This window comes from Burkholderia mayonis, assembly GCF_001523745.2.
GTDB classification, from domain to species: Bacteria; Pseudomonadota; Gammaproteobacteria; order Burkholderiales; family Burkholderiaceae; genus Burkholderia; species Burkholderia mayonis.
In genome coordinates this window covers 2,410,418-2,430,221 of record NZ_CP013387.1, presented here as the reverse complement: position 1 = coordinate 2,430,221, position 19,804 = coordinate 2,410,418, and the positions used below count along the sequence as shown (strand labels likewise).

The window sequence follows — 19,804 nt, the reverse complement described above, 5'->3', positions numbered from 1 at the left end:
ATCGGCAAGCTCGCTTCATGCGCGCGACCGGTTGCATCGCGCCTCATTGCGTCGATCCAGTCGATTCGCGTGTTTTTCCAGGCCGGGCGTCGTCGCACGATCGACGCTTGCCGACTTGCATTCCGTTTGTAATAATTCCCGACCGATATCCGAAGCCTGGACCGCGCTTTTGGCGATCGATCGGCGTCGCGAGCGCAAGCCTTCCATCGTTGCGCGGATGCCGCGCGCGACGCATCATCTCGCTCGCGGCGCGAAAGCGCCCACGGTCCAATTCCGAACCCCCCGATTTTCCCGATTCGCCATGCTCGAGAGTACGCAGTTCGTCATCAAGATGTGGCTCGCGCTGAGCTGCTGCATCGCATCCGTTGCACACGCCGCTCGAGGCGTCGAGCCGGCCGACGTCGAACGCATCGTCGACGCCGTCGCGCGGCCGCTGCAGGACAAGTACGGCATTCCGGGGCTCGCAATTGCAGTGACCGTCGACGGCCGGCATTACTTCTACAACTATGGCGTTGCGTCGAAAGCGACGCGGCAGCCCGTCACCGACCGGACGCTGTTCGAGATCGGCTCGCTCAGCAAGACATTCACCGCGACGCTTGCCGCGTACGCGCAGCAAGGCGGCGAACTGTCGTTCGCCGACAGCGTGAGCCGCTACCTGCCGGCGCTGCAGGGCAGCAGCTTCGATCGCATCAGCCTGCTGAACATGGGCACGCAGACGTCCGGCCTGCCGCTCTTCGTGCCCGACCGGATCACGAACACGGCCGAGCTGCTCGACTATCTGAAGAACTGGCGGCCCGCGCACACGCCGGGCACGCACCGCGTCTATTCGAATCTCGGCATCGGCACGCTCGGCGTGATTGCGGCGGCGAGCATGAACGAGCGCTTCGAGACGTTGATCGAGAAAAACCTGTTTCCCGAGCTCCGTATGACGCACAGCTACATCGACGTGCCGGCCGAGCAGAGCGGCAATTATGCGCAGGGCTACACGAAGCAGGACGCGCCGATTCGGCTGAAGGCGGGCATGCTCGCGTCCGAAGCATACGGCGTCAGGTCGTGCACGTCGGATCTGATCAAGTTCATCGATGCGAACATGGGGCTCGTACCGCTGAGCGACAAATGGGCGCGCGCACTCGACGCGACGCACGTCGGCTACTACGATGCCGGCGGCATGATCCAGAGCCTGATCTGGGAGCAGTATCCGTATCCGGTGAGTCTCGGCGAGCTGCTCGCGGGCAACGATCTGATCGGCAAGGACGTCGTCGCGAAGCCGTTCAATCCGCCGCTGCCGCCGAAGCAGGACGCGTGGATCAACAAGACCGGCTCGACGAACGGATTCTCGACGTATGCAGCGTTCGTGCCGTCAAGGAAGGTCGGCGTCGTGATTCTGGCAAACAAATCGTATCCGCTGAGCGAAAGAGTGACGGCCGGCTATAAAATCGTCGATTCGATCGTTCGGGCCGAACGATGAGTCATCCTCCACTTCCTCAATACCGACAATGAAAATCCGACACGCGCTGTCGAGCGCATTCGTTTTGCTTGGCTGTATCGCCGCATCAGTGCATGCCGAGACGATCTGCACGGCGATCGCCGATGCGGGCTCGGGCAAGTTTCTGCAGAAGGATGGCGATTGCAGCCGTCGTGCGACGCCGGCCTCGACGTTCAAGATCGCGATCAGCCTGATGGGCTACGACGCCGGCTTCCTGCGCAACGAGCACGAGCCCGTGCTGCCGTATCGCGACGGCTACGTCGATTGGGGCGGTGCGGCGTGGAAGCAGCCGACCGATCCGACGCGGTGGCTCAAGTATTCGGTCGTATGGTACTCGCAACGCGTCACGCACAATCTCGGCGCGCAGCGGTTCGCGCGATACGCGAAGGCGTTCGATTACGGCAATGCGGACGTGTCCGGCGATCCCGGCAAGAACAATGGCCTCGATCGCGCGTGGATTGGTTCGTCACTGCAAATCTCCCCGCTCGAACAGATCGGATTCCTGAGCAAGATGCTGAATCGCAAGCTGCCTGTGTCCGCGAAGGCGATCGACATGACCGAGCAAATCGTCGATACGACGACGCTTGCCGACGGAGCGGTCGTGCACGGCAAGACCGGCATGGCTTATCCGCTTCTGGCCGACGGCACGCGCGACGAAGCGCACGGATTCGGCTGGTTCGTCGGCTGGATCACGCGCGGCAAGGAAACGCTGGTGTTCGCGCGTCTCACGCAAGACGAGGGCAAGCAACCTGTCTCCACCGGCATACGGACGCGCGACGCGTTCCTGCGTGATCTGCCGCAGCTACTCGCGGCGCGTTGACGCGACGGCGGGCGATCGCGTCGCCAATCCGTCTTGCCGCATGTGCGCGGCTCTTTCGCACCGCCATATCTTCGAACGGCAAAAAGCGGCAGGCATCGCGAGATGACCTGCCGCACGTTTCATCCGCGATGACGCGGGGCGCAGCCATGGCTCTCAGGACCCGGCATACGGGTTGCAGAACGTCCGCGGACCGACGCAGCGTTGCTCCTCGGCCGCTTCCGACATGCTGCCCGAGGCCCCCGCCTTTGCGTCGCCACGCGTATCGGCGATCGCATGCGTCGGCTGCTGCGGCTTGGCCTTGTTCGCGAAGCGAGGTGCGTAGAGCGGCGAGATTTCCGGATACGACGCATCGGTCACATAGTCGAGCCCGTTAGCCTTTGCCTCGACCAGCTCCTGGTAGACCTGGGCGCGGGTCTTTCCGGCCGGCGCGTCCGCGAATGCCGCCGGCGAAACGATCGCGGCGGCGAGGGCGACAATGAGGAATTTGGTTTTCATACGTTCTCCATATCAATATCGAATCCAGAAGGAGAATTCGATGATTGACATTTTGAACAACGGCCCCTCCGGCAACGTGACCTTCAAATGATGTTTTTGTCATTTTGATGAAAATGCCGAATTCGAATTTAAAATGATTCGCGAAATGACTCAAGTCTGTTCGAGATGCCAACGCGAATCATGGCCAGGCGGCGCGCAATCGACGTCGTCGGCAACATGCTCACGAGGGAAGCGCAGGAAGAACGTCGTGAAGACGTTCGGCACGCTTTCGACCCAGCAATCACCGCTGTGCTCGGCGATGATCGAGCGCACGATCGCGAGCCCGAGTCCGGTTCCCGACGCGGAGTCGTGGCGCGACGGATCGACGCGGTAGAAGCGGTCGAAGATCCGCGGCAGATGCACGGCCTCGATTCCGCGCCCGGTGTCGGTCACGGCGATCACGACATCCCGCTCGGTCTGCTCGCAGCGGACGACGACCGTCGAGTTGTCGGGTGCATGCCGGATCGCATTGGACAGAAGATTGCTTAGCGCGCGCTGCACGAGGATCAGGTCGCCGTTGAAACTCGCCTGGCCTTCGACGGCGATCCCGATGCCGCGATCTTCGGCGACCGTCTCGTAATAGCGGACGATCCGGTCGGCCACCGCATAGGCTTCGACCGGCTCGATGTCGAGCTTGTTCTGATGGCCGTCCGCGCGCGCGAGGAACAGCATGTCGTCGACCATTCTCGCGAGCCGCTGATACTCTTCGACACTCGATTCGATCACCTGACGATATTCGTCGACAGAGCGCCGCTGCGACAGCGCGACTTGCGCCTCGGCGAGCAGATTGGTGAGCGGCGTGCGAATGTCGTGCGCGAGATCGGACGAGTATTCCTTCAACCGCGTAAACGATGCGTTGAGTCGCGCGAGCATTCGGTTGAACGAGATCGCGAGTTCCCTCAGCTCGCCTGCCATTTCCGTTTCGGTCAGCGGCTGCGCGAGCCGGCTGCTCGAGATCTGGTCGGCCTGCGCGGCGAAGCGGCGCAGCGGCCTGAGCGCGTATGCGGCGATCCAGTACGCGACCGTCGCCGCGACAGCCGTGCCGACGAGGATGATCGCGATGATGCTGATCGCGCACGTGCGCAGCAGCGACTGCTCGCGGCGGAAGTCGTACTGAACCGCGACGCGCAGCGGCAAGCCCGGGTTGCCGGTGAGGCGCGCGTCGGCGACGAGATAGCGCTTTGCGTGGCGCTTGTCGTCGACGATCGTCGGATCGGAGCCGGTCTTCGCTTGCCGCACGCCGCCAAACGGCGCGAACCAGCCGCTTTGCATGTACGCGGTGCCGCGTGCGTCGTAGATCGCGAAATCGACCTTTTCGTCGCTATGGAACGAGTAGTAGAACCTGGTTCCCTTTTCGCGCAGCTCCGCGATGCTGCGCGCTTCGCCGATGTGTGCGACCACGCCGGCGAGCGTCGTTTCCATCGCGCGCTCCGACGAATACGCGAACGTGCGCGTGAGCGTTTCGTACAGCAGTAAGCCGCTGATTGCGAGGAGCACGGACGTGGATAGCGCGAACTTGATCGCGAGCCGCACGCGCATCGTGCGCGGCGCGAGCCGATGCATCACGCGCACGATTCGCACGGCTCGCCTCGCTGCTCGAGAACGTATCCCATTCCACGGACCGTGTGGATCAGCTTGGGCTCGTAGTCCTGATCGACCTTTGCGCGCACGCGCTTGATCGCGGCGTCGACGACGTTCGAATCGCTGTCGAAGTTGATGTCCCAGATCTGCGACGCGATCAGAGAACGCGGCAGGATCTCGCCTTGCCGGCGCATCAGCAGCCACAGCAGCAGGAACTCCTTCGCAGTGAGCAGGATCGTGTTGCCTTGGCGGCGCGCCTTGCGCTGGATGAGATCGAGCTCGAGATTCGCGACGCGCAGCACCGGCGCATCGGTCGCCTGGCCGCGCCGGAGCAGCGAACGCGCGCGCGCGAGCAGCTCGGCGAAATCGAACGGTTTCGCGAGATAGTCGTCGCCGCCGAGCTCGAGGCCTTTTACGCGATCGTCGACATGATCGCGCGCCGTGAGGAACAGCACCGGCGTCCGATGTGTCCTGCGCAGCTCGCGAACGATTGTCCAGCCATCGCAGCCGGGCAGCATCACGTCGAGGATCGCGAGGTCGTAATTCTCGGTCTGCAATTGGTGCAGGCCGCTGATGCCGTCTTGGGTCCAGTCGCAAACGAAGCCTGCTTCGGTGAGCCCGCGCTTCAAATACATGCCCGTCTTCAGCTCGTCTTCTACGATAAGAACCTTCATTTCAAACTCGTTAAGAATGCGTGAAATATTCTTTGAGAATGCGTGTCGTTCACAGTTCAACATTTCGGTGTACGTGATTAATGACGTGTGGCGCGCACATCGTGTTTCGTCGATGGTTGCCGCGATGAAACGCCGCATCTGTGAACCAGCCGGCGAAGCGATCAGGCGACATGCGAATGCGGGAGGGATGGACGCGACGCGAAGTGTGATGGAGCCGCGCCGGCGGGCGGAGACGAACGTGACCTGCGAAGTGTCGTGTGCGCCGTCATTCGTCGCTTCGTTCGCTCGTCGCGGACGTGGCGATGCCATTCATTCGCCGATGACGTTCGGCATGTGCTTGCGTCATGTGAACGTGACAAAAATGTCATGCCCGCGCGACGGGGAAGCGATTGACTTCTGAAATCGAAAAAAAATTTTCGACGATGAAGAAACCGACATGCGATGACGCTTGGGTATCGGTCATGCTCGATATTCGTCGATCGACGCATCGATGAAGCATCGCATTGGCGTCTATCTGAAGACACGACGACGCGAATGACAAAAGGAAAACACGCAGCCGCGATCGTGACGGGTGAAGCAATTCGGTATGCCATGCGCGCGATGAAAAGCCGGCAACGCAATGAGCGGCGCGTGCAATCGCACGAGGATATTCCTTATGACGTGTAGGGATATTCGAAATAAAATACGTGCTGCACTGCACGAGTCGAAGCGGGTTGCTGCAAAGCAGCGCTTTCTTGGCGGTTCTCGCCGCATATAGTCGGGCCGCGATACACGAGATCCCGCCGACACTGCCGATCCGTGAAGGAATGCACGCGCATCGCGACAATGCGATGCGCGCCGGTTCGATGACGCAGCCGCATCATGCGGAGCGGGTAAAGAAAAGCTATTCCTGTTCGCGTGATCCGATGTTCGAAAATCTCTCTGTTCCGCGTTCAAAACTGGCGCTTTCTTGCGCGGTTGCCGTTTTCTTCTACGAGATCGAGACCATGGAGAAACTACGCGCTGCCAAGCTGGCATGCGCAATCAACGCAGCGGGTCGATTTACCGAAGCGTGAAACCCGATTCTCCTCCGAATAATCAAGACGAAACTTTTTTTGATATAAGCTAAAAATGTTTGACACACTGATTTCAGCGATATAAGTTTTGCGCAAGCTTATGGAAAGAAATGAGACCGAGCGGCGCAGGCGCCGCATTGCCGACAAGACGGCGATCCGTGCCTGTAGGGCCGACGGCGGCAGGTCTAGCCGCCCGACGTTCCCGCGTCGCTCGAGATCTCGTGTCGACATTTTGAAATACAAATGTAATCAGAGTTTGCTGCCGTCGAACGACGCAGTAAATGCTTGATGAGGGCCTGACGAGTCGCAAAGACGTACCGATAAATACAAACGCGGCAAATAGAACCTGAGAGGGTGGGGCAGACGGAACGGGTCACCGTTTCGCCCAGTTCCCATGACGCAGATCTGACGGAAGACGAATCGTCTGGCCGCACGGGCCGGACGATTCGATCGACCACAACCGGTTTGTCGGCAACACGTCGTCCGGTCGAGCACTGTCGTGCGCATCGGCGCGGCGTGTCCTTTCTTGCCGGCAGCGCAGCGAAGCAAGCAGCTACAACACAACATCGTCGACTCATTCCGTTCATGAATTTTCGTTTGGGGGAGTATGGGCATGTCTAAATTGATTCGTACTGCTTCATTTAAGGTGACCATCGTCTGTGCCGCGGTGGCCGGTCTCGCTTCGGTCGCGCAAGCGGAAACCGCAGCAGCTCCGCTCGTTCCCGGGCCGGCCGATGCGGTCAACCAGTTGATCGTCAAGTTGCGCGCGGCGAAGACGTCGACCGATTCGTCGGCCGCGAAAGCGGCGCACGCCGACGTCCAGGCGGTCATCGATCGCGTGCTCGCCGCGCGCAAGTCGCGTGCAGCAGGGCGCGCGTTCGGCGCGGCTGCCGCCTCCGCGCCGGGCAACCCGGCCGATCCCGCGGCGGGCCTTCGCGTCAAGCGCGACATGTCGGGAGGCGCGACCGTGCTGTCGCTGCAGCGTCGCGTGTCGCTCACCGAAGCGGAAGCGCTCGCGCGCGACTTCGCGGCGGACGGCGCGATCGAGTATGCGGAGCCGGATGCGCGGATGCATCCGTTCCTCGTGCCAAACGACACGCGCTATTCCGAGCAGTGGGGCTACTTCAATCCCAAGGGCGGCGCGAATCTGCCGAAGGCATGGGATCGCACGACCGGCTCCGAGCGCGTCGTCGTCGGCGTCATCGATACCGGCTATCGCCCGCATGCGGATCTCGCCGCGAATCTGGTGCCGGGCTACGACTTCATCTCGGATCCGGCGATCGCAAACGACGGCAACGGCCGCGACAGCGACGCATCCGATCCCGGCGACTGGGTGACCGCGCAGGAAGACGGCGATCCGAGCGGTCCGTTCTATGGCTGCGGCGCGAGCAACAGCTCGTGGCACGGCACGCACGTCGCGGGCACGATCGGTGCGGTGACGAACAACGGCTTTGGCGTTGCGGGCATCTCATGGGTCGGCAAGGTGCTGCCGGTGCGCGTGCTCGGCAAGTGCGGCGGAATGCTGAGCGACATCGTCGACGGCATGCGCTGGGCCGCGGGCCTGTCGGTACCGGGCGCGCCATCGAATCCGAATCCCGCGAAGGTGCTGAACCTGAGCCTGGGCGGATACGGCCGCACGTGCAGCACGACGTATCAGAACGCGATCAGCGAGATCACGTCGCGCGGCGCGAACGTCGTCGTTGCGGCCGGCAACAACGGCGGTTCGGTATCGACGACCCAGCCGGCGAATTGCCTGGGCGTGATCGCGGTCGGCGCGATCGACAGCAACGGTGTTCGCGCGAGCTTCAGCAACTACGGCGCGGCCGTGAAGATTGCCGCGCCGGGCGTCGGCATCCTGTCGACGCTCAATGCCGGCAAGACGTCGCCGGGCGCGGACAGTTACGCGAGCTACAGCGGCACCAGCATGGCGACGCCGCACGTCGCGGGCACCATCGCGCTGATGCTCGCAGTCAATCCGACGCTGTCGCCGTCGCAGATCCTGCAGCGGCTGCAGTCGGGCGCGCGTCCGTTCGCGAGCGGATCGGGCTGCTCGACGAGCACCTGCGGCGCGGGATTGCTCGACGCCGGCAACGCCGTCAACGCCGCTGCGCAGTGAGCGAACGCGGGCGTTGCCGCGAGGAAGCTTCGCGTTCGCATGCGCCGATGCCCGTCATGCGGGATGCGGGCCTCGGCGCGGTGAGTCGGTGCGCGGCTCCCTCTGTCATGCAACGCCCGCATCGCGGCGCCGCCGGCCGGTCATGTCGCGCCGGCAGCGCCGAAGCATCGCGTCACGAACGCGCCCGGCATCGTCCGGGCGCCGACGTGCTCGCGGTGCGGTCGGCAGTGTCCGCCGGCATGTTCAACACGACGCCATCCCGCACGGGATGACCGTTTCCCGACGATCATCTAAATAAGGACAACAATGAAATTTCATCGAACCGAACCGCGTCGCGCATGGATCGCCGCGCTCGTTGCCGCTACGACGCTTGCCGCGTGCGGCGGCGATGACGGCGCAGGCGTTCCGGGTGCGTCCGCGCTCGCTCAAGTCCAACAGGAGGGGGGGCCGGCGGCGGCCGGCGCACCTCAGATCGCAGCGCGTTTCTCGCCGTCCGGCGTGCCGTATGCCGATCTGTCGAGCGGTGGTCGCTATCGGCCCGTGATCGAGAACGGCCAGGTGCAGCCGTCGCTGTCGGGCAGCACGATCGCCGAAGAGGCATGGGTCGAGACGCCCGTCGACTCCGACGGCGACGGCGCGAAGGACCGGATACACGTGCGCATCGTGCGTCCGTCCGAAACCGCGGCGGGTGCACGCACGCCCGTCATCGTGCTCGCGAGTCCCTACTACAACGGCCTCGCCGACAGCCCGAACCACAACGTCGACGTCGAGCTCGACGGCACGCCGCATCCGGCTGCTTCGGTCTCCGCACGAATCATGGCTGCCGCGCCGCAGACACGGATCTGGCAGCAGGTCGACGCGGCCGCCGCGGGACGTTCGTGGATCGAAGGCTATTTCGTGCCGCGCGGCTTCACGGTCGTGTATGCGGACTCGCTCGGCACGGCCGGTTCGGACGGCTGCCCGACGATCCTGACGCGCGACGAATCGGTTGCGATGGCGTCGGTGATTCGCTGGCTCGGGCGCGGCGCGGTCGCGAAAGACGCGAACGGCAAGCCTATCGTCGCGAGCTGGTCGACGGGCCACGTCGGCATGTACGGCGTATCGTACGACGGCACGCTGCCGAAGATGGTCGCGAGCCTGCGCACGCGCGGGCTCGACGCGATCGTGCCCGTCGCAGGGCTGTCGAACATGTACGGCTACTACCGCTCGGGCGGGCTCGTGCGCGCGCCGGACGGCTATCAGGGCGAGGACGTCGACGTCTACATCAAGGCGCTGCTGACGAATCCGCATCCGGAGCGCTGCACGCACCTGATCGACGAGGCGCTGCAGAAAGAGGATCGCAAGACGGGCGATTATTCGGCGTTCTGGGCGGCGCGCGAGATTCCGAGCGCGTTAGCGGTCGCGCCCGCGCTCGTTGCACAGGGACTTGCCGACGACAACGTCAGGACCGATCAGTCGACGTCGTGGTATCTCGCGATGCGGCGCCAGGGCGTGCCGGCACAGTTGTGGCTGCACCGCGCGCGCCATACCGATCCGACCCGCGTGCCCGCGATGGCCGACGCATGGACCGCGCAGGTGAACCGCTGGTTCACGCGCTATCTGCTTGGCTACGGCAACGGCGTCGAGCGTAGCCCGGGCGCGGTGATCGAGCAGGCGGACGGCACGCTGCTGAAGGAGGCGAGCTGGCCTGCACGCGGCGCGGCGCGGGTCACGTATTTCGCGGGCGGCGACGGCGCGGGCACCGGCACGCTGCTGCGCGAGCCGACGAGCGGTCCGCTCGTGAAGTTCACCGACGATGCGCGAATTACCGCGCTCACGCTGGCGAACGCGAGCACGGGCGAGCATCGCAGCCGCTTCGAGACGGCGCCGGTCGCGGGCGCGACGCGGATCTCGGGCAGCGTGACCGCGCGCGTCCGCCTGACGTTCTCTGCGACCGCGAACGTGACCGCGCTATTGGTCGATCGCGCGCCGGACGGCAGCGCGACGATCGTCACCCGCGCATGGACCGATCCGCGCAACCGCCTGTCGAACTGGCTTTCGGAGCCGGTGCTGGCCGGCATGCCGTACGATCTGCGCCTGACGTTCATGCCGCGCGACTACAGGCTCGAAGCGGGGCATCGGCTCGGGCTCGTCGTGCTGTCGAGCGACAACGAGGCGACGCTGCGGCCGACGCCGGGTACCGAGCTGACGCTCGATCCGGCCGGAACGTCGGTGACGGTGCCGCAGCTTCCGGCTTGACGGGAAGCGTATGGCGGCGAGCGGTACGCGATGCGCGTGCCGCTTGAACGAGACTTCGCCGCGAATGTCGCGCTCGCGGCGAAGTCGTTCGAGGCATTGTTTCGGAAGGCGAACGAAGCCGAATGCTTGCGGACGGTCAGTGTTTTGTCTGCCGATGTCCTTCGGGCGAAGGCAGCAGTTCGGCCACTTTGCCGCGCAGCACGGGCAGCACGTCGGTGACGAACCACGGATGCCGCTTGAGCCAGCCCTGATTGCGCGGCGACGGATGCGGCAGCGGAATGAACTCGGGCGCGTACTCGGCACCCGCGCGAACCGTTTCGGTAACCGAAGGTTTGCGGCGCGCGCCGAGGAAGTGTCGCTGCGCATATTGCCCGATCAGCAGCGTCAACCGGATATCGGGCAGTTCGCTCAGCAATCTGTCGAGCCAAAGCGGCGCGCATTCCGGACGCGGCGGGTTATCGCCGCTCGCGCCGCGCCCCGGATAGCAGAAACCCATCGGGACGATCGCGAACAGCGATTCGTCGTAGAACGCCGCATCGTCGACGTTCAGCCATTCCCTCAATCGCTTGCCGCTCGCGTCGTCCCAAGGAATGCCGGACGCATGGACGCGCGCGCCGGGCGCTTGTCCGACGATCAGAATACGTGCGTGCGGATGCGCGCGCACGACCGGCCGCGGTCCGCACGGCAAGTGCGACGCGCAGACGGTGCATGCGCGAATCTCACGGAGGAGGCCGTCGAGGGTGGCGTGTCGCGTCGGCGTCGAGCGTGCGGTCGCGTGGGGCGGCGGCGAATCGTTTCGTTTCGATGACATTGGCCGTCATTATGCCGCCGATTCGCCGCATTCGTTCGGTCCCGTTTCAAACGTTTGAAGCGCATGCGCGCGGGCAAACCCGATGCACATCGACGCGCGAAACTGATAGGGTGACGCACGGACCCGTCGCGACGCCGCGCCGCGCCGCGACGGCGCACGGATTCGACGAGCGGACGCGGATTCGCATCGACGCCGTACCGTCTGCACGAGACGGACGCGCGGCGCTCACGCGTCCACAATGCATCGGAAACGGTTGCGCGGCAATCGCCGGCAACGAAAGGAATCCTCTATGAACACTGCATCCGCCGCCAACGTCGAACCGGCCGAATGGAAACTCCGCTGCGATCTGGCGGCCTGCTATCGCCTCGTCGCGATGCACGGCTGGGACGATCTGATTTTCACGCACATCTCGGCGCGCCTGCCCGGCCCCGATCATCATTTCCTGATCAACCCGTACGGGATGATGTTCGAGGAGATCACCGCGTCGTCGCTCGTGAAGGTCGATCAGGCGGGCAACAAGGTCGACGATTCACAGTATCCGGTGAATCGCGCGGGCTTCGTGATTCACAGCGCGGTGCACGCCGCGCGCGAAGACGTGCAATGCGTGCTGCACACGCATACGCGCTCGGGCGTTGCCATCAGTGCGCAGCGTGGCGGCGTGCTGCCGATCTCGCAGCAATCGACGTTCGTGCTGAGTTCGCTCGCGTACCACGATTACGAGGGCGTCGCGCTGAAGGACGAAGAGAAGCCGCGTTTGCAGTCCGACCTCGGGCGTGCGACGTTCCTGATGTTGCGCAATCACGGATTGCTGACGGTCGGCCCATCGATTGCGGATGCGTTTCTCGCCATGTATCTGTTCGAGACGACGTGCCAGATTCAGATCGCCGCGCAACACGGCGGCGAATTGGTCGAGGTGCCACGCGAAATCGTCGCGACGAATGCCGAAGCGGCGACCGTGCAGACGGGCGGCCTGGGAGGCGCTTTCGTGTGGCCCGCGCTGATCCGCAAGCTCGAGCGTCGCGACGACAGCTACAAGACCTGAAGGCGAGTGATTGGATGCCGGTTGCGCTGGCGTGCGCCGATCCGGTCGGGCGCGTCGAGCGCGAATGCGAACTCGACGACAAAGGAGCGGCGCGCATTGCGCGCGCCGCCCAATGCCGGTCGTCGTGCGGACCGCTCACGACGCCTGCTTGCCATCCACGTTGACGAATCCCGGACCATAGAACACCGGCTTCGACAGCTCGGTGTAAGTGCGCAGGTATCCGATCTCGTCCGGATGCAACTCGGCGAGCTGCGCGTCGGCGTATTGCGCCGTCCCTTCCTTTTTTACCATCCGATGTTTTTGCGCCCGAACCCGATCATTGACATTCGAAGCGGCACGACTTCGGAAGTAGCGGGTTCTTGTGGTCTTGACATGAAACACGCAGACGAAAACGGCAAGCCCAATCCGGGCGCGTTGCGATGCCGGATCGGCGAAGACCATCGGTGCGACGGGGGCCGTCCGTCGGGCAGTCGATCGGAAAGGCGATCTGCCGCGAATACGGCGCGAATCGCGTTGCGTTTCGCGCTGGCCTTGCGGCCGCTTCCATGTATGGCGGTGTGACGCCGCTGGTGCCGTTAAGCATTCCACGCGCTCGAACGCAGCGACGACGGCGCGAGCGAGCGGCCGCGCGCGATGACGGCCGTCTTGCGCGGTATGTTCGCTTCAGGTTTGCATCATGGTTGCCACGATCACGTCGTGTACATTCGACGGACCGAAGGAGCGTTCGGTCCGTCGACGCTTCGTCAACGGCAATACAGTTCTTTTCGCCTTCGCGTCAAGCACGGCAATGCACTTCCACCGTCACGTGAGACAGATTCTCGAAGCGCTTCAGCAATCGATGATAGAAGCGCGGGTCGTGCGCCGGATCGCCCGTCGCGATGGACACCACAGCGCTCATGTGGCCGGGGCCCAGGCGCCAGACATGCAGATCGGTGACGTTGTCGCCGCCGCTTTCGATCGAGCGGCGCACGTTATCCGCGAGACGCCGGTCCGGATTCATGTCGAGCAGGATGCGGCCAGTGTCGCGCATCAGGCCGTACGACCAATTCGCGATCACGAGCGCGCCGATGATGCCCGCGAGCGGATCCATCCACATCCAGCCGAATGCGCGCGCGAGCACGAGCCCGACGATCGCGAGCACCGAGACAGCCGCATCCGCGATCACGTGTATGTAGGCGGACCGTATGTTGTGGTCGCGTACTGCAGCATCGTTCGGGCCGCCGTGATCATGATGATGCGGATGGTCATGCTCGACGAACGCTAGCGAATGCTCGACATCGTGCAGGCGCACGATCGCAGTGAACGCATGCGGCTCCGGGATCGTGTCGATCGATTCCAGATAGCCGCCGCGATTCGCCAGTTCGAATGTCTGCCGCGATCCGCCGGCGCGGACCGTCATGATGGACGCCTGCAAATCGCCGACGGCCGGCTGGCCCGCTGCGGGCTCGATCCGGAATACGGGCGGTACACCGTCCTCGAAGATCGATACGACGAAGGTGCCGTCGCGCAACGAGATCGTCTGCGCTTCATCGCCGTGTTCGCGGTCAGCGTCGTGATCGTGGCCATGAACATGCCCATGATGGCGGCCGTGTCCGTGATCATGCCCGCGATGGTCGCCGCTCAGCAGCCACACGCTCGCGAGATTCACGAGCAGGCCCAGCACGGCGATCGGAATCGCTTCGTCGAAATGAATTGGAACGGGAGAGAGAAACCGAGCGACCGCCTCGTAGGCGATCAATAGCGCGATCATCGCGAGCACGATGGCGCTGGTGAAGCCGGCGAGGTCGCCGAGCTTGCCCGTGCCGAATACGAAGCGCGAGTCGTTCGCGTGCCTGCGCGCATACGTGTACGCGACCGCTGCGATCAGCATGGCGCCCGCGTGGGTCGACATATGCAGGCCGTCCGCGACCAGTGCCAGCGAGCCGAACAGCGTGCCGCCGACGATTTCCGCGACCATCATCACCGCGCACAGAGCGATGACGATCCAGGTCCTGCGTTCGTTCTGTTCGTGCGCGGCCCCGAGGAAAATATGGTCGTGCCCGGCGCCGAATGCGACGTCTTCGAATTCGCTCATCGATCGCTCCGTTTATTTGAAGTAGCTGTGGACCACGCCGATCAGCTGCTCGGTCGCGCTGCCTTCGTAGTTGTCGGGCGCGTCCGCGTCGACGAGATGCGTGCGGATGTGATCTTCGAGCACGACGGCCAGCAGGCCGTTCATCGCACCCCGGCAGCTCGTGATCCGCTGCAGCACCTCGTTGCAGCCGCATTCTTCCTCGAGCGCGCGCTCGATCGCTTCGACTTGCCCCTTGATGCGGCGCACGCGGTTCAGGAGCTTCTGTTTCTCTCGAATGGTGTGGCTCATCGCCTCCCCCCAAAATACTGGGGGGGAGTATATATCAATGCACAGTTTTGTATAGTGGGGGGGAGTATGCGAATTCGCGATGCCGCGAGCCGGACGCGCGGCGTATCGTTCAGCGAAGATCGGCTCGCTTTGCTGCGGCCATATGCCGCCGATCGTCGGGGTCGCATCACCGGCGCATCGGCATGGGAGGTCGACGTGCGACGACGCAGACGTATTGGAGATACTCGCCGATCGTCAGCGACGAGAGTGCATTATCAGGAAGAAAAAGCGACAAGGGCGCCAATGGCGCCCTTTGTCATCGACATCGTCCGTCGGAGACGGATCGATCAGCTCACCTTGCCGGCGGTCGTGTGCTTGCCGAGGTGGTGATGATGAGTCATGTGGGTCGACGCATGGTGTGTATGCGAGCGCCCCGGCGCGGTGCTCGCGCGGTCAGCCTGCGTATCCGAACGATCGGCTGCGCGAGAAAGACCTTTGTCGCGATCGCCGGAGTTGATGCTGTTCGAGTTCGTCATGCCCGAGCTGCTCATATGACCTGCCGACATGCCGCCCGTATTACCTCCGGCGCCACCCATGCCACCCATGCCGCCGCCGTGGCCGCCGCCACCAGCGCCGCCGCCCGCCGCTTGCGCGACCGACGACATCAAGACGAACAGACCCGTAGCAGTCAGTGCGACCAAACGAATACCTTTCATTTTTGCCTCTTCCTAAGCGTTGTTTGGGCAATTGAATTGTACGAACCGCATGTGTCACACAACGGCGGCGTTGTAATCAAAGGTAACCACGCGACGGACCGTCAGCGGCGCGGCGGTGGGCGATGACGAGAGCCGCGCGGATCTGGTGCGCGGCCCGGCATCGAGTGCATGCGAAGGCAAGGCGGACCGCGTTCTGCCAAGCGGAAGCACGCGTTACCGGTTGGTTACAAGCGCGCTGCATTCTCACGACGCGAGTGTCGCCGCGCGAGCGCCGATCAGTTTAGGGCAGAACCGGCGATCGCCGCTTTCATGAGCCCGTAGCGCGGCTTTTCTTGTGCGCTGCCCGTCAACAAACCGTAAGGGCCGCTGCGATCGTCATAGAGCTCGTACCAGTTGAAGCCGATGACGTTGTAGGCCGCCTTTGCCGCGACCAGCTCAGGAATCGTTTTCGCGATGTAGGCGGAGATCTGTGCGTCTGAGTTGTCCGTGTTCACGCCAATCTCGGTGACGATGATCGGCAAGTTGTAGCGCTCCTTCAGCCGTGCAAGCACGTTGTATCTGCCGGTCTTGCCGAGCGCGTTCTCGAAGTCGCCGCCGTTCGAATACCAGTGCCACTGGATCACGTCCGGCGTAATCTTCGGGTGCCCGGTCGTGCCATCGGGCTGTGTGCCCGTCATCAGACCGTCGAGGAAGCCGAAATGCAGCGCACCTGATGTCGCGTTCGCGATCAGCTTCGTCGTGCGATTCGTGTCGACCGAGCGCCAGCCGTCGAGCGCGCCCGTAAGCGCGCCACGCCAGATCGGAAAGGTTGAATTGTCGTAATCCGAAATATTGACACCGTCGCCCTGGATTGGCGCGTTGTGGCTGTCGAGATCGTACTCGTTGCCGAATTCCACCATCGGGATGCCGGCTAGCTTCTTCGCCGCGTAGGCGGAAAGCTTGTATGCGTACGCATAGGCGCTCGCCTCGGTCGGCTGCTGCCCGTTCAGCGAAGGATCGGCCCATGGGTGCGCTTCGATCATCGGCAGGACCGTGACGTTGGGGCCGAGGCCGGGAATGACCGTCGATGCGAGCGTGTTGACGTGATCCGGAATGTACACATCCTGCCGATAGACGTTCATGCCGAGTCCGGCAAGGTGGGCCGCCTGAGTCGCGAGCGGTATCGATGCATAGACGCCGCCGTCGACGTAATGTCCGTTCACGCCGAAGAACGGCAGCACCGAAGTGGTTTCCGAAGGCGAAGAGGCGCCGGACGCGGGCGCGGATGTGCCCGTACCGGACGACGATGTCGACGAACCCGACGAGCCGGACGAGCCGGACGTCGCCGACGCGCCGGAAGCGGGCACGACGACACCGTTCGTCGGCGCGACGGCGGCGGCGTTGACCTTGCCTTGATCTCCGCCGCCGCCGCAAGCGGAGAGCAACAGCGCGAGCAATGCAGCCCTCGCCGTCGGATAATTGATAGGAATACTAATGAATTGTGTCACGCTCATGGCGACCGCGGCTAGGCGTTTCATGGTGGGGTCCCCGAATAGAGAAACTTCTATTTTAGGTTAAATTGAGATAAAGCTATCTCAAAATTCCGACGCGATCGTTCTGAATGTTTGCGTTTGAGAGATAAATAGTGGCTTCGGGGCGGCTTTTCCCCACTCGGCGGAGGGTTCGGCGTATGTTCGAAACGCGGATCGATATGGCGAACGCCATTGCTCACGCAAGCGATGAGAGCCTTATGCGACGGGCTTTGGCCGCCGTGGCGCGTGACCGCGGTTCGTGTTGGGGACGTGCCGGAGAGCGCGTGCGACGCGCGTTTTTTCTATTGGGGTTCTTATTCGACTCGCGATCTATTCACGAAACGATCTTCGTCGTTGTAGCAAAGATACGAACGCTCGAACCAATAAAAAACCGGGAGTATGGAAGCTCCCGGTTTTTTCTGCGATTGCTTCTTCATATCGCATTGATTCGGAATCCGACGAGATCGGACTCACTGCCGTCAGTTTCGGGAGGTTTTCGCGACGGTTCCCTTTGCCATCCGGAACGTCTGCTTTGCTCGTGCCGGACGGGCAGTGCGCTGCGATTTCGCCCAACGCTTGGCGACATCGCGCCACCAGGCTTGCTGCGACGTCCGCGGGTGATCGGGCGGCGCAACGTATGCGTTGAAGATGTGGCCGGAGACTTTCGCGTCGACGCTGTCGAGGCGCTGCAGCGCCGTTTCGAGCTCCGCGGCGCGGGTCGTCCTGCCGCGCGAGACGAGCAGCACCGCATCGCAGTCCTGTGCAGCGATCGACAGCGTGTCGCTGTACGGCAGCACGGGCGGCGCGTCGACGATCACGTAGTCATAGCGCGTGCGCAGCGTCGCGAGCAACTGCGAGAATTCGGCGCGTTCGAGCAGCTCGCCCGGATTCGATCCCGTGAGCGTGCCGGGCGTCATCACGGATAGCTTGCTCTTGCCGATCTTGATGATCGCCTTGTCGAGCGATTGCCCGCCTTCGAGCACGTTCGCGAGACCGATGCCGCCGCCGTTGCGGCCGACGCTGAGCGGATTGTGCGATCCGCCGCGCATGTCCGCGTCGACGAACAGCGCCGATGCGTTCACGTCGGCGAACAGATACGCGAGATTCGACGCGACGAAGCTGCTGCCGACGCCTGCGGTCGGGCCCGCGAACACCAGCACCTTGCCGCCGCTGCGGCCGTCGTGCGAGAACGCCGCGCGCAGGCTCGTGCGCAGCGCACGCAGCGCTTCAATGCCCGGATCGTTTGGATTTCGTGCGGCGAGCGGTTTCACCGTCGCGCGCGCGGCGCCGGTTCTGTCGTCGTCGAGCGCGAGCGCCGATGCCGAAGGGGCGACGACGGCGACGCAGGGAATGTCCGACACGTCTGCGATCGATTGCGGAGCGCTCAGCTCGTTGCGATAGCGCGCAAGCAGATACGCGGCGGCGAGGCCCGCGAACAGCCCGCCGAGCAGCGCGCCGAGAATCACGATGCCGCGTTGCGGCCACGCCTTCTTGTACGGCTTGTTCGCCCAATCGACGACACTCACGCCCGGCGTCGTGCTCGCGACGGCGATCTCGAGCTGCTGGGCATTGGTCAGCACGCTCGTATAGAGCTGCGTCGCGACCGACACTTGCCGCGACAGCCGGACGAATTCGCGCTGAGCGGTCGGCAGCTTGTTGGCCGCCGTCGTCGTCTGCTGAATCTCCTTCTTCACTTGATCGAGCTGCGTCTGCACGGTCTGATAGGTCGTGCTGCCCGGCAGGAAGCGCGCCTTCACGTTGTCGAGCGCGAGCTGCAGCACGGTCTGATGTTCGGACAACGAGTTCAGCCGGTTGATGAGCGCGATGCCTTGCTGGTCGACATCGATCGTGCCCGTCGTCGTGCGGTAGCGGTTGAGCGCATCTTCGGCTTTCTCGAGATCCTTCTTGAGAACGGGCAGGCGCGCGTGCAGCGAGTCGAGATTGCGCTGCGCTTTCTCTGCGCGATATGCGATGTCCCGCTGCAGGTAGACGCGCACGATTGCGTTGACCATCTCCTGTACGCGCTGCGGCGTGTCGGCTTGGTAGACGAGCTTCATCATCGACGGCTCTTCGAGCGTCGAATCGCGATTCGCCACGACCGTCTTCATCTTCTTCATCACGTCGTCGTAGACGAGCTGTGTCGGCTCCTTGACGATCGAGAACGCAATGCCGGAACGCGCGCGCAGCGTGTCGACGCGGATCTGGCCTGCTTGCGCCTGTTCGCCGTCCACGGCGACGCTGAACGGCACGGTCTGGCCGACCGCGCCGCGCGCGAGCAGGCGGTCTTTCTTGTCATAGAGCGTCCATTGGCCGTTTTCGCCCGCAACGAGTCGGAACTTGTCGCCGAGCGCGGCATCGGGCAACGAGAATTCGCCGAGCTTCAGCTTTTCGCCGCCCCACGCGAAGCCGGACATGCCGAGGAACGGCGACGCGAGCTTGTCGTCGTTCGCATGGCCTGACGCGAACAGGCGGCCGACGAACGGGAAATAGTCGAGCGTGCGGATGTCGAGGTTCGCGCCGATCTGTTCGATCGCAGTGCCGACGATCGCGCGCGACGTCAGCACTTCGCTCTCGTCGTTCGCGGACGGGCCGTTTGAGATCGTGCCGGACACGTCCGACAGCGCGCTGATCGACGATCCGGGCTTCGTCTGGATCCGCAATAGCGCTTCGGCGCGATACTGCGGCGTTGCGACGAGCGCATACAGGACGCCGAGCGCGAAGAACACGACGACGATCGTCGCAAAGAGCCGCCGGTGCCGCACGACGCTCCACCACAGGCCCGCGAGCCCGTCGTTTCTCTTTGCGTGCGGTACCGCCGAAATGGGTTGTGCTTTCAGATCCATCGTTGTTTCCCGTGATATGCGACGACGACCGCGATG

17 protein-coding genes and 1 pseudogene are annotated in these 19,804 nt (G+C 63.6%); 8 read left to right on the top strand and 10 right to left on the bottom strand.

Annotated elements, in window-relative coordinates; genetic code table 11:
* Positions 1–301 precede the first annotated feature (301 nt).
* A complete protein-coding gene (gene ampC, locus WS70_RS29800; protein ID WP_059470634.1) occupies positions 302–1,468 on the top strand; it encodes a class C beta-lactamase in 1,167 nt (388 codons plus the stop codon).
* Between the two features lie 28 nt (positions 1,469–1,496).
* Positions 1,497–2,306, top strand: a complete 810-nt coding sequence (gene blaOXA / locus WS70_RS29795) for an OXA-42 family class D beta-lactamase (protein WP_059596935.1) — start codon at positions 1,497–1,499, stop codon at positions 2,304–2,306.
* A 153-nt stretch (positions 2,307–2,459) separates the two neighbouring features.
* Here blaOXA and WS70_RS29790 read toward each other — a convergent pair whose 3' ends face one another.
* From WS70_RS29790 to WS70_RS29780, 3 genes are all read right to left on the bottom strand, one after another.
* On the bottom strand, positions 2,460–2,801 hold the full coding sequence (locus tag WS70_RS29790; protein WP_059596936.1) for a DUF4148 domain-containing protein: 342 nt from the start codon (positions 2,799–2,801) through the stop codon (positions 2,460–2,462).
* Between the two features lie 150 nt (positions 2,802–2,951).
* Positions 2,952–4,406, bottom strand: a complete 1,455-nt coding sequence (locus tag WS70_RS29785; RefSeq protein WP_059470650.1) for a heavy metal sensor histidine kinase — start codon at positions 4,404–4,406, stop codon at positions 2,952–2,954.
* Complete coding sequence (locus WS70_RS29780; protein ID WP_059596937.1) at positions 4,403–5,095, bottom strand: heavy metal response regulator transcription factor; 693 nt, start codon at positions 5,093–5,095, stop codon at positions 4,403–4,405. The genes WS70_RS29785 and WS70_RS29780 overlap by 4 nt, the downstream gene beginning before the upstream one ends.
* A gap of 16 nt (positions 5,096–5,111) precedes the next feature.
* Here WS70_RS29780 and WS70_RS32595 point away from each other — a divergent pair, with 16 nt between their 5' ends.
* From WS70_RS32595 to WS70_RS29760, 5 genes are all read left to right on the top strand, one after another.
* Positions 5,112–5,495, top strand: coding sequence for a hypothetical protein (locus tag WS70_RS32595; protein WP_203236011.1), 384 nt, complete (start codon positions 5,112–5,114; stop codon positions 5,493–5,495).
* A gap of 134 nt (positions 5,496–5,629) precedes the next feature.
* A complete protein-coding gene (locus WS70_RS33505) occupies positions 5,630–5,761 on the top strand; it encodes a hypothetical protein (RefSeq protein ID WP_257791902.1) in 132 nt (43 codons plus the stop codon).
* 47 nt (positions 5,762–5,808) lie between these two features.
* Positions 5,809–6,150 carry a hypothetical protein gene (locus WS70_RS32020; protein ID WP_156438056.1) on the top strand — a complete coding sequence of 114 codons (342 nt, stop codon included), beginning with the start codon at positions 5,809–5,811 and terminating at the stop codon, positions 6,148–6,150.
* A gap of 607 nt (positions 6,151–6,757) precedes the next feature.
* Positions 6,758–8,266 (top strand): S8 family peptidase, encoded by a 1,509-nt coding sequence (locus WS70_RS29770; protein ID WP_059596938.1) that lies wholly within the window; start codon positions 6,758–6,760, stop codon positions 8,264–8,266.
* 306 nt (positions 8,267–8,572) lie between these two features.
* The gene (locus WS70_RS29760; protein ID WP_059596939.1) at positions 8,573–10,504 is read left to right on the top strand and encodes a Xaa-Pro dipeptidyl-peptidase; all 1,932 of its coding nucleotides are present in this window, start codon (positions 8,573–8,575) and stop codon (positions 10,502–10,504) included.
* A gap of 136 nt (positions 10,505–10,640) precedes the next feature.
* Here WS70_RS29760 and WS70_RS29755 read toward each other — a convergent pair whose 3' ends face one another.
* A complete protein-coding gene (locus WS70_RS29755; RefSeq protein WP_059470640.1) occupies positions 10,641–11,315 on the bottom strand; it encodes a uracil-DNA glycosylase family protein in 675 nt (224 codons plus the stop codon).
* A gap of 289 nt (positions 11,316–11,604) precedes the next feature.
* Between WS70_RS29755 and WS70_RS29750 the strand changes: the two genes are divergently transcribed.
* Positions 11,605–12,357, top strand: coding sequence for a class II aldolase/adducin family protein (locus WS70_RS29750; protein WP_059470641.1), 753 nt, complete (start codon positions 11,605–11,607; stop codon positions 12,355–12,357).
* A 135-nt stretch (positions 12,358–12,492) separates the two neighbouring features.
* Here WS70_RS29750 and WS70_RS29745 read toward each other — a convergent pair.
* The 6 genes and pseudogenes from WS70_RS29745 to WS70_RS29720 form a co-directional block, all read right to left on the bottom strand.
* Positions 12,493–12,618 (bottom strand): annotated as a pseudogene (locus WS70_RS29745) (ferritin-like domain-containing protein); the annotation flags it as partial.
* Between the two features lie 514 nt (positions 12,619–13,132).
* Entirely contained in the window at positions 13,133–14,431 is a 1,299-nt protein-coding gene (gene dmeF / locus WS70_RS29740) for a CDF family Co(II)/Ni(II) efflux transporter DmeF (RefSeq protein ID WP_059596940.1), read from the bottom strand.
* Positions 14,432–14,443: 12 nt separating this feature from the next.
* Complete coding sequence (locus WS70_RS29735) at positions 14,444–14,719, bottom strand: metal/formaldehyde-sensitive transcriptional repressor (protein ID WP_059470643.1); 276 nt, start codon at positions 14,717–14,719, stop codon at positions 14,444–14,446.
* Between the two features lie 326 nt (positions 14,720–15,045).
* Complete coding sequence (locus WS70_RS29730; RefSeq protein ID WP_059596941.1) at positions 15,046–15,414, bottom strand: hypothetical protein; 369 nt, start codon at positions 15,412–15,414, stop codon at positions 15,046–15,048.
* 275 nt (positions 15,415–15,689) lie between these two features.
* The gene (locus WS70_RS29725) at positions 15,690–16,931 is read right to left on the bottom strand and encodes a glycoside hydrolase family protein (protein WP_059596942.1); all 1,242 of its coding nucleotides are present in this window, start codon (positions 16,929–16,931) and stop codon (positions 15,690–15,692) included.
* A gap of 473 nt (positions 16,932–17,404) precedes the next feature.
* Positions 17,405–19,768 carry a GNVR domain-containing protein gene (locus tag WS70_RS29720; protein WP_059596943.1) on the bottom strand — a complete coding sequence of 788 codons (2,364 nt, stop codon included), beginning with the start codon at positions 19,766–19,768 and terminating at the stop codon, positions 17,405–17,407.
* Between the last annotated feature and the right edge of the window lie 36 nt (positions 19,769–19,804).